This window comes from Paeniglutamicibacter sp. Y32M11 (assembly GCF_019285735.1).
GTDB lineage: Bacteria > Actinomycetota > Actinomycetes > Actinomycetales > Micrococcaceae > Paeniglutamicibacter.
This window is the reverse complement of record NZ_CP079107.1, coordinates 2044646-2057576: the sequence shown is the minus strand read 5'-3', so window position 1 is coordinate 2057576 and position 12931 is coordinate 2044646. Positions and strand designations below refer to the sequence as shown.

Sequence of the window (12931 nt, the reverse complement as noted above, 5' to 3'; positions counted from 1 at the left end):
GATCGCACAGATGCTCGCTACAGCAATGTCCAGCCTTCAATCGATGGTGATGTGCAGGAAGAATATCGTGCCTTTCTTGCCGGAGCGCCGTTGCCCGGCAGGGAAAACGGCTGAGCGACCATCCAGGTGTCTCGGTGAGCGTTCCACGTACGGACGTTCCAAGTCGGGTGCGGCGAAGTTGGACATTCAGCGCAGCTGCTGCCGGTAAATGACAGCCGGCTCAGACTCAGGCTGATTGAGAAGTTTGACCTACGTAGCGACGTGACTGCATCTAATATGTCCCCATACAGCTGGACCTAAGTATTTCGGTGGATAACGGGGTTCAGCCGGGTTGCGGCGGTAGACCAAGCCATGCAGTCAGCTCCCCTAGAAGCTTTCCATGATGGTTTGGGTTGTCACGACGTCGGCAAAGCCACCGCCAAACAGGTTGGTTGCCGTGGACTTGGATAGCTCCGCTGCCTGTATCACCGAACCATCTGGACCTTGAAGATCAAACGTGTGGCAGGCGTCGATGGCCATAACCGTGCTGAAACCCAAGTTGCCGGACATACGCGCTGTGGTCTCGACACACATGTTGGTTTGTATGCCGCAAAGAACTACCTGTTTGATGCCATTGGCAGTGAGCCAACCCGCAAGGTCCGGTGAGCCAAGGAACGAGGAGTTCACTGTTTTCGCAACGGCCAAGGTCGGCTTGATATTCGCCAGGAAGGGCTTGAGCTGTGAACTGGTCCGGTCCGGGTGAAACGTTGATTCAGGTCGCGTCGACGTGTGCATCACCATGACCAGAGGAAGTCCTCTATTCTGCCAGTGACCAACGAGTCGGAGGATATTGTTTTCGGCATCCGGGTTATCCCGCTCCCCCCAGTAGCCATGATCGTCAAATGTTTGTTGTACATCGATGACGATGAGCGCCGTGTTCGGTGAAATTCGAAGTTCGCTATGTGCACCGCGTGATGACCGTTGAGAAGTCGCAGAGCCGTCAGAGTGGTCAGAGTGGTCAGAGTGGTCAAGGGCATTGAGGTCGATCGCATTCATAGTTTCAACTCTGCCGGGATTGGCCCGAAATCCGTGAGTGGCAGATCTGACACTGTCCGATGATTTTCCGCCATATACTCAATTGATGCTTTCTGTCGCCCTTCTACTCCTTCCTGGTGCCCGGATGTTTGATGTCGCCATTATCACCGAGACGTGGTCCCCCGAACGGCTCTCATCCCCGCCCCTGGACATTGAACTTCGACGTTGTTCCGATGGAATGAGTCTGGTTCCACTCACTGAAGGTGCTCAGTGCGCCCCTGATGCGTCATTGGCTTGGGCCGAGGCGGCCGATGTTGTTCTTGTTCCCGGGTTGGGTGACTCCAACGTAATTCCCGAAGCCAAATACTTGGACGTGATCAGGGAAGCGCACCGTCGGGGTGCCGTTGTTGCCTCGCTTTGCTCGGGCGCGTTCGTCTTAGCGGAAACCGGCTTGTTGGATGGTGAAGCCGCAACGACCCATTGGGGATTGGCCAGCGCGTTGGCTACACGGTATCCCGACGTCAACGTTGAGCCGTCGGTGCTCTTTGTGGGCAACAACAGAGTTTGGACGTCTGCCGGCGTTGCGGCAGGAATCGACCTGTGCATCCATCTCATCCGTATGCTCTGTGGCGGACAAGTGGCAACAACCGTTTCTAGGTCCATGGTCATGGCTCCCCACCGCACAGGAGGTCAAGCACAATTTGTACGTTCGCCAGTGGCCTTGAGAGCACCAGATGGGGATGCCCTAGAAGTTGTCCGCTCGTTGGTGGCGGCCGACCCTCGCCAGACTCGTACGGTGGCTGAATTTGCCAGAATGGCGTGTATGTCCGAGCGCACCTTCGTTCGACGATTCTCGGCTGAAACTGGAACGACGCCTCATCAGTGGGTGATGAATTGGCGCATCGACGAAGCCAGCCATCTGTTGGAGGAAAGCGAAGCTTCCATAGCGGAAATCGCAAGTGCTGTCGGTTACGCTTCACCGGTGTCGTTTCGCCAGCGATTCAAGGCGGTCAAGGGCATTGCGCCTTTGGATTATCGCAAGGCTTTCCACCCACGAAGCTAGATCATTACAGCCAATCTGTCGCCACCGGCTGCGTCTAGAGCAATTGGATGCTTCTGGGTGTCCCAGTGAGGATTGGGCGTACGGACAACGAATTGAGGCGCGACGCCGAATAAGAAGCACCATGTCTGAGGCACGCCGCGGATTCCTAGAGGCGGGTCGTAGACCTGCGCTTCGTCTTGACGCGTTTCCGACATAGGACGCCACCGGCGCCGCCGAGCAGGCCGCCGGTAAAGGCCCACAACAGGTCGTCTATGCTGCTGATGCGTCCGAGGACCAAGACGTATTGCAGCCCTTCAATCACCAGTGCGATTCCGGTGGACACCAGTGCGGTCTGCAATGCTGATGCCCGCCTATACAGAGACAAAGCCACCTAACCGCTCGCGAACAGGAAGATGTTCGCCGCACCCTCTTTGAGGACCGAGTAGCCGGTCCATGAAGGATGAGTTCTTGCAGGGGCACCAGCGAAATAGCATGTTCCCCGAATACTCCGGACGTCGGCATGAGGGCGATGAGACCAATGTCCAAGAGCCAAGCAAGGGTGCACCACTCGACGACAAGCCGCAGCCAGTCGATCTTCCGTGTCCGGATCTTTTTCCAATTCGCCACCAGCGTGACTGCCTACAGGAGCACGACCCCGACCAGAAACATGGGATGAGATAGCCAAAGCTGCGGTACATGGTGATTCTGGGCCTTTGTGGAAATTATGGAGATACTTTGAGCTGCCCCTCCGACGTCCAACTGATGAATCGTCTTTCGGGGCACCGGCGGCATTCCGCTACCTAGTGTTGGGCACTGACGCTGCGTTTTGCTGAGGGGGACTTAATTGCTCCTTCATTTGGCTGGTTCCGCGAGCTCTTCGGACCCACCAGCCTAAACGCCCATCGCGCCTAGGGAGACTCTGCGGGCGCCGCCGATGGCTCATCGTATGCAACCCCGGTCACTACAGGAATACAGTGACGAACGGTGCCACGGTCAGCAGCATGGACAGTGGCTAAGGTGTAGTGCATCGTCGGCAAAAAAGTTGTTCAAACCAGTAATTTACGCAGTCCCATGCCGTAACCTACTCGTGCAACAACGGTGCCAAAGGGTCTGAGCCAGCGTGGCAGCCATGCAGGCCGGAGGCTCTGACGCCAAACGATGACGACTTCTGAACCTTGCTGCTCGATAGTGGCCTCGACTTGACCTGCGATTGGACCAAATTTTGACACGCTGAGATGTCCCGGGTTTTCCCCAGCAGGTGCTTGGGCCAGGCGCACCACCATGCGGTCTGCCATTTTCACTGGCCCGAAGGTCGTGAGCGCGACAAATTGCAGGCCATCGGTCATCCGACTTTGTGCGGGTGTCACCGTGGTAAGGGGAATGGCTCTTGTATGTCTATCCAAGTCGGTGACCTTTTCCCATACCTCCATGGCGTCGCCTCTACAGCGAATCTGAAGGGTGAACGTATCGTTGAAGGAATCACGCGCATGGTTGGATACTCGGGTATTAACCAGTGTGTGTGCGGCGGTAACTCCGCTGGCCAATGCGCCTTGAATGGACGCTTCTGCAGTGTCGCCAGCTATGATCACGCCAGGGATCCTGCTAGTTAGTGAGCGATGCCCGGGCTCGATAGAAGGCAATGCATCGAGAACTTCGTGGCGCACGAGCAATTTCCAGTCAGGATCCTGAACCCCCATGATGCTGGCGGATTGGGCCAAGGCTTCGCTGTCAGTTAAATCATGCGCACCGACAACAGTGGCTTGTACGAGATGACGTCCGGCAGGTGCGTACGAAGGGCACACATTGGAGATCACCGAAGTATGGCTCAGCCTGGAACCCTCTCGGACATCGAGGTAGAGAAATGGCAACTTACTGGGTCGACTAGGTGCATCGAACCACCAGGTGGTCAGTGAATTCATGGTCGGCTCAGGCTGCCCAGTGAGCCGGGCACTGGCCCGGGGGCCAGCGGCCACCACGACCCGATCCGCTATCAGCTCTTCGCCCGAGGTACAGGTCACCGTCACCTGCCCGTTGTGGCTGGTGAGAGATTGCGCAGTCATGGAGAATCGGATGTTTTCCATGAGCCGTTCCGCCAACTGATGAGCCACGGCCGACATCCCTTGCGCCGGCAATGACGGGATACCCTTGGCGAAATACCAGGCCAATGTTCGAGCGGAGGGACCCGCGGTTTTAAGGTCCGAATCTGCCACCACGCCCGACAAGAATCGCTCGATGGCCTTGCGTAGGGGCGCAGAGAAACCAGCGTGTTCGATGGCTTGGTGCAGTGTCATCGATCCGCCGCGTGCAATGCGGTTCCACCGAAGTACTGCACAAAGGTCGGCTGGTTTCAACATGCCGCTGAACATCCCTCTGAGGTACGAAGGGTGCCTGAAAGGATCCGCCAAGATCTGAACACCAGACTCATCCCGAACCGCGACACCGCGTCCTGACGCGTGGAGGTCCAAGTCCTGAAGGTTTAGGGCTCGCCGGGCATCCGGGTAGCTGGGATTTATGAGCTGAAACCCCCTGTCGCACCGGAATCCACCAACCAGCTCGGTATCGACGCGGCCACCGACTCTCTGCGAAGCTTCAAGGACCGTGACCTCGTGCCCTTGTTCGGAGGCCAATCCTGCGGCGCGCAGTCCGGCTAGTCCAGCACCAATAACAATGACTTTCACGGCATGTTCCTTTTTCGGTTGGGAACCATCCTAGAATTTCGTGCCCCAACTAGAATTTTGGGGATCAACACGGGGGTGTTTTCTTTGTAAGCCTCATAATCGAGCTGGCCGCCCCATTTCGAATCAGCCTTCTTTTCCAAGAGTGGAATGCCACTAATCTTGATGAGCAACAGAGCAACGAACACCGGTGAGATCACCACGATCCACTGCCATCCTTGCAATGCGGGCAAAGCAACGATGGCGACGCCGACCCACAGAAGAATCTCACCGAAGTAGTTTGGGTGGCGCGACTTAGACCATAGGCCTGTGGCGATAAATTCTCCCTTGTTGGAGGGGTCGCGGTTGAAACGGGCCTTCTGCTGATCGGCGACTATTTCCAAACTGAATCCGACGACCCAAACAATGAATCCAATGAGTGCGAAACCGTCCAGCGCACCGGGGTTCCTTGACGTCATCGCGACCCATGCGGCGGCGGCAGTGAAGGTAACCCAGAGTCCCTGAATGGTCCAGACGCTTAAGAACCTGACAAACGACGGCTTAATCTCGTCGAAACGATCATCCTTGCCTGCTCTGCTGATGCGCCGGAACAAAAAGCTTCCCAGCCTTAGAGTCCACGCCAGGACCATGAATGCGAGCAGCAGAGACCTGCCATGAATCTCGGGAACGGCAAAGAGAACCAACAGAGTGATGGCCGTATAGGTCAGGGTGCCGGTCAGGTCGTAGTATTTTTCGGTTTGATTCAGGAACGACGGAATGAAGGCGATCCACTGGATCAGAAAGGCCGCGGCAACGGCAAGAGTGAAGACGGGAATCGGTCCCATCAATGCACCACCGTCACTGCCGGCAAGTGCAAGCAGGGCGCCAACAAGCACCACCACGGGTAGGGCGATGAGCGTCCTAAGCTTTTTTTCCTTCATCTGGCAGTTCCCTTCACGCATGCAGTCCGGATGCCGGCACGGGTTTCCGCGACGGTTCTTTCCTGCAGGCCAGCTTGTTCAATTGTGTTTGATGATCAATTAGTATTGACTATAAACCTAGCTAGCTAAATTTAGGAAACCATATGTGTGCTGCACCTTCCCATTCTGTTATTGAGACCCTGCAGGGCCTTTACGCCCTCGTCCGAGAGAGCGAACGAGAAATCGCTGCGAGCTTAGGCCTGAATCTCACCGATTACCGCGCTTTTTCGGTGCTAGCGCAGTTCGGGCCGATGACAGCAGGCAAACTCGCGCAGGAGCTGGGTTCCACCGCTGCCACAACCACCGCTATAACCAACCGACTCGAGTTCCACGGCCATGCGATACGAGAGCGGAACTTAGTCAATCGCCGTCAGGTCCTTGTCAGCGCGGCACCGGCGTCGTCTCAAAAGATTCTAGACCTAATTTCTCCACTCGCGACCGCAATTGATGGGTACCTGCAAGAGTTAGCCCCCGATCAGAGGGTAGGCATAACCAGCTTTCTAGGCGTTGCCCAAGAACTGATGCGCGACCACCTGCAGACCGTTTCACAGAAGGAAGCCCTATGAGAGAGTTCACTACGCCGCTCTTGGTTGGGCCGTCCATTCACCAGAACGCGACGGATCTGCTAATAGAGCGCCTAAGGACTTCGCCCGAACACATAGCCTTCGAGATCCGCTCGGCTGACGGTGCCGTCACTGACCCATGGCGCCAAGTGAGCACGAGGGAGTTCGTCAACGAGGTACGCGCCTTGGCCAAGGGCTTCATTGCTTCAGGTCTTCAGCCCGGAGAATCGTTGGCCATCATGTCGCCCACTCGGTATGAATGGGCATTGGCAGACATGGCAGCTTGGTTCGCCGGCGCCGTTGTTGTTCCAATTTACGAAACTTCGTCAGTCGAGCAAGTCACGGCGATCCTACTCGATGCGGCAGTGAGTAGTGCGGTAGCAGGCAGCTGTGAACAAGCCTCAACGTTGGAACGGGGATTTGAGCAGGCCGGGATCCCTGGAGCGAAGATCTGGACCATGGACACCCGGGCTGAACCGGATCTGCAAGTTCTCGTTGACGACGGCAAACGCGTAGCCGACAGCGTCGTGGAAGAACGACGGCTCATGGCAACCCTCGAATCGACGGCAACCATTGTCTACACATCCGGGACAACAGCCGCACCCAAGGGAGCGCTCATTACACACGGCAACTTTGTAGGCCAGGTTCTGAACGTTGCCGCCGCTTACAAGGAGGTGGTCAAGGAATCGGGGAACACCATAATCTTCCTCCCGATGGCTCATGTCTTGGCACGCGGCCTTCAGCTGACCTGTCTGGCGAACGGTATGCGGATCGCGCATCTTGCCGACACTCGGGAAGTGGTGCCATCCTTAGCGGCTCTAAAGCCCACCTTCTTGGTGGTAGTTCCCCGTGTCTTACAGAAAATTCAGGCTTCAGCAGCGGCAGCTGCTGCCCAGAAACACCTCGGGCCTATCTGGCATTTGGCACAGGACACCGCACTTGAGTGGGGAAGGCTGGCTGAGGCCCGCGAGACCAATACCGAGGCCAAGGCCACACTCGGTCTTCGGATACGCTATGCCATTTTTGACCTCATTTTCTATACGCGACTGCGAAAATTGGTCGGCGGGAGCCTGGACTACCTACTATCCGGGGCTGCGGCATTGGATGCCGAACTTTCTCTCTTCTTCCGTGGCATCGGCCTTCCCGTGATTGAGGGATACGGACTCACGGAAACAACAGCTCCGCTGACCGGAAATATGCCCGGGTCAATTAGATCAGGATCCGTTGGAGTACCGATGCCCGGAACAACCGTCCGCTTGTCGGACGAGGGAGAAGTTCTTGCTCGTGGCGTTGGTGTATTTGCTGGATACTCCAACGCCGAAGACAACGTGGATGCCTTCACCGATGGATTTTTTCACACCGGCGACCTCGGCGAGTTCGATGAAGTTGGCCGTCTTACCCTCAAGGGAAGAATCAAGGACGTCATCGTCACTGCCGGCGGTAAAACGGTCTCCCCCACCATTTGGGAAGGCTACGTCGAAAGCGATCCGCTTATTGCACATGCTGTCATGGTCGGCGAAGGAAAGCCGTTCCTTGGTGGCTTAGTATTACTCGACCCAGAATCTGTTCAAGAATGGGCGACGCGCGAAGGCATCACCGACATAGCCAGATTGCGAATTCCGGAGGACGGTGGAGCCGTTGAGATCGATGATGAACGACTGACTAAAGTCATCCTTAAGACAGTAGGCGCCGCTAACGCGAAGATTGCACGTAGCGAGCAAGTTCGAAGGTTTGTTGTACTGCTTAGCGACCTGAGTGAATCGAACGAAATCGTCACACCGACCATGAAACTTAAGCGCGACAAATTCATCGAACGATCCCGCTTCTTTGTGGAAAAAATATACGCCGATACTGGGAAGCAAATGTGAGTATCCGGGTGAAGAGATGGCTGCTCTGCTACGCATTCACCGCATTACTGTTCGCGCTATTCGACGGACTTTGGATTAATTCCGTGGCGAGGCATCAATACGAAAAGCACTTTGGGCGCTAACGACGCTCAAAGTGCTTTCCCACGATGCTGCCATCACGGACATTCTTTGGGGTATTTTTATCTCCGGCTTTGTCACGTGGCTTGTGGTTGTGCTGACCGGGCACCTATACAAGAAAAGGCACCATCCACAAATGACAACCTAGTGATCCGAAGGGCAGAACAAATTCTCACTTCAGCCCAGTCTGGTCTGGTCATCGGTTTGCCGTTCACTTGAACCCCGATTTTTAACCCGAATATGAGTGGTTGACACCAAGCGCCCGGCCAGAGTTCTTGAAGTACGTCCTGGGCACGGTAGGCCACATCTGCCATCCACGGCCTATCGAAACACTGCAGTGGACTCCTTCAGAGGTCCTCCATTCGTGGCTGCAACTTCATGAGCCAGAAAAACACCCGTTCTGGATCACCAACCGAACCCACTGCTGTCAGAATTAAGGCATGAACGTTGAGAACTGGTGGCCACTTCTGAACTCTTCGACTCGGCAATGGTTAATTGACAACAACGGAGATGTTGTGCCGCCAAACATTCTCGATCAGATCGAGGCTGTGGCGGGGCCCCTCACGCCAGAAGCCCCATGGGTCGCGGGCGATGATACTGAGGAATTTTTACTCTCAGATCAAGCCATTGATTGGATAGAGGAAGCTGCGAACGCTGAGGGCTCTGCGGAGGACTAGCCAAACAGTATCGGGTCCGCTCGCAGCCGGTTGGTGCAGAAGACTCACAGAAGCGACGGCGGTGACGTTTCCATCAGTTGATCGCCAGTTCCCAGAACCTACAATCTGGCGGTCAACTTTTGATTCGCAAGGCGTCTAGCTATGTCTAGTCGGTAAACTGTTATGTACCTCAGTTGCAGATATCTTGACGGTGATGAACAGTCCAACGGTAGAAAGTAGCTACACGGGAAATCCCCATTCGTCTTTGGATATGCGCAGTTCCAAGGGAACGGGATGGGTTGGACCGATTCTCTGGGGAGACCGCATTCACGGGACCGGTACTTCGGTGATAGGGCTACGTGCCGGATCACTTTTGAGTCTTCCCAAATTCAAGTGGACGGCCACGAGATTTTCTCCTATAGGTCAGTTACTGGTGGTCCTCGCAGCCCGTGCCATGACCGCTATTCCAATCGCGATCTTGGACTTAGTGTCCAATTGGTACCCGGGTTTTGCAGGAACCCCTGGCCATCGACATGTTCTTCGTGGGGATCTGGTCCACTTTTGGTCCGTGGATACTAATGCAGTCGGCGCGGTGGGCCAGTGGCTTCACCCCGGTCCAATTTGGGTTCGCTGGGCTGCTCCTGTCTCTAGCGCTTATGTCCGACATAATCGGCGGCTCTTCGGCCGAAGTATGGGCCATCTTTTGAGCAGTGCTCTCGCCTGGGATATCCACGACACCCGAGTACCGTCGTTCCTCCAGATGACGGCATTATGATTAATTAACTAAGGCGTTCCGCAAAGCGTTCAGCTTGAAGAGCCACTTCAGAAATGTAGTGCACTCTGGTATTTCAAGGTGGTGTTCAATTTTGGGAAGAACCTAGAAACCCTGGCGGATGAATTCGTTGATCGTCGGCTTGCGGTCGGCGCCTACACCATCGATAACCTCAATTTACTCAAAGTGCGGGCGACTGCCGAAGCGCTTCAACGTGCTGAATGGTCAATGGAAGCTTCCCAGCAGGCTCCGCCAGAGTGACAACACGGCGTCGGCACTCTGGCGGACTTTCGGTTCCCAGCCGAGGTCTAGGACGTTTTGCCGTTCGAGACGCGAACGTCAAGAACCTGTCGACTCCGACCAAAGGGCGCCAAGGCACATCGAGCACACGGGACACCTCGAGATGCTAGTTTTCTGGTTCGTTGTTGGTTCCGCCTTGGGGATAATCCAGGCTGCTGTTGCCCTTGACCAGACGATAGACCCCGAACACCAGCATGATCAGTCCCAAAAGAACTCCGACCAGCATCGGGCTCTTCCAACCTTCACCGGTCATTTGGTCGATGTTCAGAAAAATTCCAAACAAGGCAGCGATCAACGCTCCGGAGATGGCCAGGCCGACGCCTCGACGGGCCAGGAATCGTTTGCCGCTTCTGGGTGCTTCTTTGTCATCCATTGACAGCTCCTCAATAAGATGTGTCCGTTTTCTTTATCAACACCAATTTCCCCTAAGCGTTCCGGTTCACCCACAAGGGGTCATCCCGCTTGGATACACCGGTGTCGTGCCGGCGGCAGATGACACGCTAAGGCTTGCCACTGACTTGTCATCTGCCGCCGACAACACCCTTCATCCCCTCATCGGGCCTAACCCAGAGATTGAGGCCGGGACAGGCTCGCCTCCAGCGAGCTTCCTACCTTCGGCCGGTTTTTCCCTCATGAGCATAGAACCGATTCTGTTCTGAAAAGCTTCAGGCAGGTGTCGAAGATCGGCCGATTCTCTTAGTCCATCGCTTGGTCACTGCCTGAATGACCGACGCGCTGGCACCGGAGATCACGGCAAAGACTAGAACTTTGCCAATGTTGGCCCGCTGCTGCACTTCGGGGTTCGCCAGCGTGGGCGGTTCTTCTCCCGTGGTTCGTCTCCACAGGGAGCTAACGAGCTTAGCTCCCAGAAGTCCCGCGAGTAATGAAGCAAGGGTTCCCACTGCCTTGGCAATGACGTTCATGTTTCTCAACTCCTGTCTTTTGCGGTGTGTGCGTTGATCAACCCGTCTAGGGACTGGCCTTCCCACCGTTAACGTTAAGCGTTTCCCCGATAACGTAACTTGACTCGTCTGAGGCCAAAAATACAAAGGCGGGAGCGAGCTCGGCCGGTTGGCCGGCACGGCCCAATGGCGTGTCATGCCCAAACTCCGGCAAAGCTTCGATGGGTTGACCACTGCTGGGCTGAAGCGGGGTCCAAATCGGGCCCGGTGCCACAGCATTAACCCGGATACCACGCGGGGCTAGTTGGGCGGCGAGCCCCTTAGTGAAATTGTTGATGGCAGCCTTCGTGGAGGCATAGTCAAGCAGGTGGGGTGAGGGATCATAGGCCTGGATCGAGGTTGTATTGATGATGCTTGACCCTGGCTGGAGGTAGCTCAGCGCTTCCCGACTCAGCGTAAACATCGACAGGATGTTCACCTGATAGGTCGCTAGGAGTTGGTCGTCGCTCAACTCCTCGAGGCTCTCCACACTCACTTGCTTGCCAGCATTGTTGACCAGAAGGTCCAGCCCACCCAGGGCCTCGGCGGCACCACGAACCAGGGCATTGCGGTAGTTCGCCTCAAGCAAATCTCCCGGGAGCAGATGCACGGTGCTTCCCTCCGTCCTGAGGATCCCGGCAACTCGTTGCGCATCGGATTCTTCACTTGGAAGATAGGCCATGGCAATATCGGCTCCTTCGCGGGCAAAAGCAATGGCGACGGCCGCACCGATGCCCGAGTCGGCTCCGGTGATGAGGGCTCGCCGGCCAGCAAGCTTCCCGGAACCGACATAGGAGTCCTCACCTAGGTCAGCTAACGGTTCGAGCTTCGAATCGAGTCCCGGTTGTGCCTGGTGCTGCTGCGGTGGGCTAATTCTGGGATACCGGGTGGTCGGGTCTGCTGGCTGCTGGTTCCCCTCGGAAGGGGTTGTGTTGAATGAACTGTCGGTACTCATCTGCGGCTCCTTCAATAGGCGAAACAGTGAATCTCAGATCAGCGGTTTTTGCTGACAGGGAGTCCGAAGGCTCCCGAAACGCCGGAACTAACGACCCGGAGCGGCTTCGTTTCCCGTGGCGGGACCGTCCTCGGTGGCTCCACCTTCATCGCTCCAGTCATGACCCTTCTGGGTATTGAGGGCGGGATCAGAAATTTTGTCTGTTTCTTGGGCTTTCTGCTTCTCTGCAGACTTCGCAGCAGAGATTTCCTCAGGCGTTGGATCAGTCATGTTGTATTCCTTTCATCGTCCGGAAATCCGGATTTACAGGTCGGATACGTGCGGTGGGAGAGGTATGAAACCCTGACGGGTCTGAACCTCAAGGCCCGGATAGTCGCTTTGTTGCGATCATCCTCAATGAACAAGGCCTGATATCCACCATGTCGCGAAGTGTGCTTTAGGTCAATATTCTGCGCTCCTTTTTGACAATCGGTGTACTCGCGTTGGGTCCGGCGGCGGCTTTCTCCGGGCCACTGGCCGTCAACGGGGCTGGGCTCTAGAAGCTGTCTAAGCTTGTCAGTTGTCTTCCGTGGAGGTCTCCGCCGAAGCGCTCCGACAGGCTTGGATTCTGCCGGTCACCACTGTCTCAAGAAAATGGAGAGCATGACCATGCAGCCCACTGCCAAGAATTCGGATTGCCAATTCTGCAGGGAGCGATCCCAATAATCCACTGAACCCATGTATCCCGATCCAGACCCCGGATCCAGTAACCGGCTGCCCCGAAGTCACGAACGGCTCCTAGGCCGTGCTTCGGCAGTACCTTCCGCCCGATCCCCGATCGGGCGGCAGCCGATGACGGAATAGACCGTCAGGCCAAAGATGACAACTGGTAGCCACAGGAAATTCGGCGCTTCACACCGCGTGCAGGGATCTGCCACGGTCTCAAAAATCAACCGTGGAATTTCAGTCATCGTCCTTCACAGAAGCTGGAGACTGGCACGATTTGCGGCTCGATCGTTTCGTTCATGAGGACCAAGAGGGTCAGGGCGAGTCCAGGCTCTCCCTGACCAGTGCCGTGACGGGCGAAGAA

Annotated in this window: 14 protein-coding genes; 5 read left to right on the top strand and 9 right to left on the bottom strand. The window is 56.0% G+C overall.

Annotation, left to right across the window (positions count from 1 at the left end):
• Positions 1 to 366 precede the first annotated feature (366 nt).
• On the bottom strand, positions 367 to 1035 hold the full coding sequence (locus KUF55_RS09045; protein WP_132357534.1) for a cysteine hydrolase family protein: 669 nt from the start codon (positions 1033 to 1035) through the stop codon (positions 367 to 369).
• 37 nt (positions 1036 to 1072) lie between these two features.
• On the opposite strand from KUF55_RS09045, the gene KUF55_RS09040 reads away from it, so the two are divergent.
• Positions 1073 to 2077, top strand: a complete 1005-nt coding sequence (locus tag KUF55_RS09040) for a GlxA family transcriptional regulator (RefSeq protein ID WP_218818639.1) — start codon at positions 1073 to 1075, stop codon at positions 2075 to 2077.
• A 145-nt stretch (positions 2078 to 2222) separates the two neighbouring features.
• Here KUF55_RS09040 and KUF55_RS09035 read toward each other — a convergent pair whose 3' ends face one another.
• The 3 genes from KUF55_RS09035 to KUF55_RS09025 form a co-directional block, all read right to left on the bottom strand.
• Positions 2223 to 2447, bottom strand: coding sequence for a VanZ family protein (locus KUF55_RS09035; protein WP_255557403.1), 225 nt, complete (start codon positions 2445 to 2447; stop codon positions 2223 to 2225).
• Between the two features lie 655 nt (positions 2448 to 3102).
• Positions 3103 to 4734, bottom strand: coding sequence for an NAD(P)/FAD-dependent oxidoreductase (locus tag KUF55_RS09030; protein WP_218818637.1), 1632 nt, complete (start codon positions 4732 to 4734; stop codon positions 3103 to 3105).
• Entirely contained in the window at positions 4731 to 5651 is a 921-nt protein-coding gene (locus KUF55_RS09025; protein WP_218818636.1) for a DUF1295 domain-containing protein, read from the bottom strand. The genes KUF55_RS09030 and KUF55_RS09025 overlap by 4 nt, the downstream gene beginning before the upstream one ends.
• 143 nt (positions 5652 to 5794) lie before the next feature.
• On the opposite strand from KUF55_RS09025, the gene KUF55_RS09020 reads away from it, so the two are divergent.
• The 4 genes from KUF55_RS09020 to KUF55_RS09005 all read left to right on the top strand — a co-directional run bounded on the left by KUF55_RS09020 (position 5795) and on the right by KUF55_RS09005 (position 9927).
• Entirely contained in the window at positions 5795 to 6256 is a 462-nt protein-coding gene (locus tag KUF55_RS09020; protein ID WP_218818635.1) for a MarR family winged helix-turn-helix transcriptional regulator, read from the top strand.
• Positions 6253 to 8121: a long-chain fatty acid--CoA ligase gene (locus tag KUF55_RS09015; protein WP_218818634.1), complete on the top strand. Its 1869-nt coding sequence runs from the start codon at positions 6253 to 6255 to the stop codon at positions 8119 to 8121. Before KUF55_RS09020 ends, KUF55_RS09015 begins: the two co-directional genes overlap by 4 nt.
• A gap of 557 nt (positions 8122 to 8678) precedes the next feature.
• Positions 8679 to 8915: a hypothetical protein gene (locus tag KUF55_RS09010; protein ID WP_218818633.1), complete on the top strand. Its 237-nt coding sequence runs from the start codon at positions 8679 to 8681 to the stop codon at positions 8913 to 8915.
• An 832-nt stretch (positions 8916 to 9747) separates the two neighbouring features.
• Complete coding sequence (locus KUF55_RS09005) at positions 9748 to 9927, top strand: hypothetical protein (protein WP_218818632.1); 180 nt, start codon at positions 9748 to 9750, stop codon at positions 9925 to 9927.
• A 145-nt stretch (positions 9928 to 10072) separates the two neighbouring features.
• Here KUF55_RS09005 and KUF55_RS09000 read toward each other — a convergent pair whose 3' ends face one another.
• The 5 genes from KUF55_RS09000 to KUF55_RS19030 form a co-directional block, all read right to left on the bottom strand.
• A complete protein-coding gene (locus KUF55_RS09000) occupies positions 10073 to 10339 on the bottom strand; it encodes a hypothetical protein (RefSeq protein ID WP_218818631.1) in 267 nt (88 codons plus the stop codon).
• A gap of 292 nt (positions 10340 to 10631) precedes the next feature.
• Positions 10632 to 10889: a DUF4235 domain-containing protein gene (locus KUF55_RS08995; RefSeq protein ID WP_132357515.1), complete on the bottom strand. Its 258-nt coding sequence runs from the start codon at positions 10887 to 10889 to the stop codon at positions 10632 to 10634.
• 46 nt (positions 10890 to 10935) lie between these two features.
• Entirely contained in the window at positions 10936 to 11862 is a 927-nt protein-coding gene (locus KUF55_RS08990) for an SDR family oxidoreductase (RefSeq protein WP_218818630.1), read from the bottom strand.
• Positions 11863 to 11949: 87 nt separating this feature from the next.
• Positions 11950 to 12132, bottom strand: coding sequence for a hypothetical protein (locus KUF55_RS08985; protein ID WP_132357511.1), 183 nt, complete (start codon positions 12130 to 12132; stop codon positions 11950 to 11952).
• Positions 12133 to 12476: 344 nt separating this feature from the next.
• Positions 12477 to 12581, bottom strand: a complete 105-nt coding sequence (locus KUF55_RS19030) for a DUF6766 family protein (protein ID WP_370630973.1) — start codon at positions 12579 to 12581, stop codon at positions 12477 to 12479.
• Positions 12582 to 12931 lie beyond the last annotated feature (350 nt).

Excerpts from the sequence above, each read along its gene's own strand:
- KUF55_RS09025 (WP_218818636.1), bottom strand. The coding sequence starts at position 5,651 with ATGAAGGAAAAAAAGCTTAGGACGCTCATCGCCCTACCCGTGGTGGTG.
- KUF55_RS19030 (WP_370630973.1), bottom strand. The coding sequence starts at position 12,581 with ATGGGTTCAGTGGATTATTGGGATCGCTCCCTGCAGAATTGGCAATCC.
- KUF55_RS08990 (WP_218818630.1), bottom strand. The coding sequence starts at position 11,862 with ATGAGTACCGACAGTTCATTCAACACAACCCCTTCCGAGGGGAACCAG.
- KUF55_RS09000 (WP_218818631.1), bottom strand. The coding sequence starts at position 10,339 with ATGGATGACAAAGAAGCACCCAGAAGCGGCAAACGATTCCTGGCCCGT.
- KUF55_RS09020 (WP_218818635.1), top strand. The coding sequence starts at position 5,795 with ATGTGTGCTGCACCTTCCCATTCTGTTATTGAGACCCTGCAGGGCCTT.
- KUF55_RS08995 (WP_132357515.1), bottom strand. The coding sequence starts at position 10,889 with ATGAACGTCATTGCCAAGGCAGTGGGAACCCTTGCTTCATTACTCGCG.
- KUF55_RS09010 (WP_218818633.1), top strand. The coding sequence starts at position 8,679 with ATGAACGTTGAGAACTGGTGGCCACTTCTGAACTCTTCGACTCGGCAA.
- KUF55_RS09015 (WP_218818634.1), top strand. The coding sequence starts at position 6,253 with ATGAGAGAGTTCACTACGCCGCTCTTGGTTGGGCCGTCCATTCACCAG.
- KUF55_RS08985 (WP_132357511.1), bottom strand. The coding sequence starts at position 12,132 with ATGACTGATCCAACGCCTGAGGAAATCTCTGCTGCGAAGTCTGCAGAG.
- KUF55_RS09045 (WP_132357534.1), bottom strand. The coding sequence starts at position 1,035 with ATGAATGCGATCGACCTCAATGCCCTTGACCACTCTGACCACTCTGAC.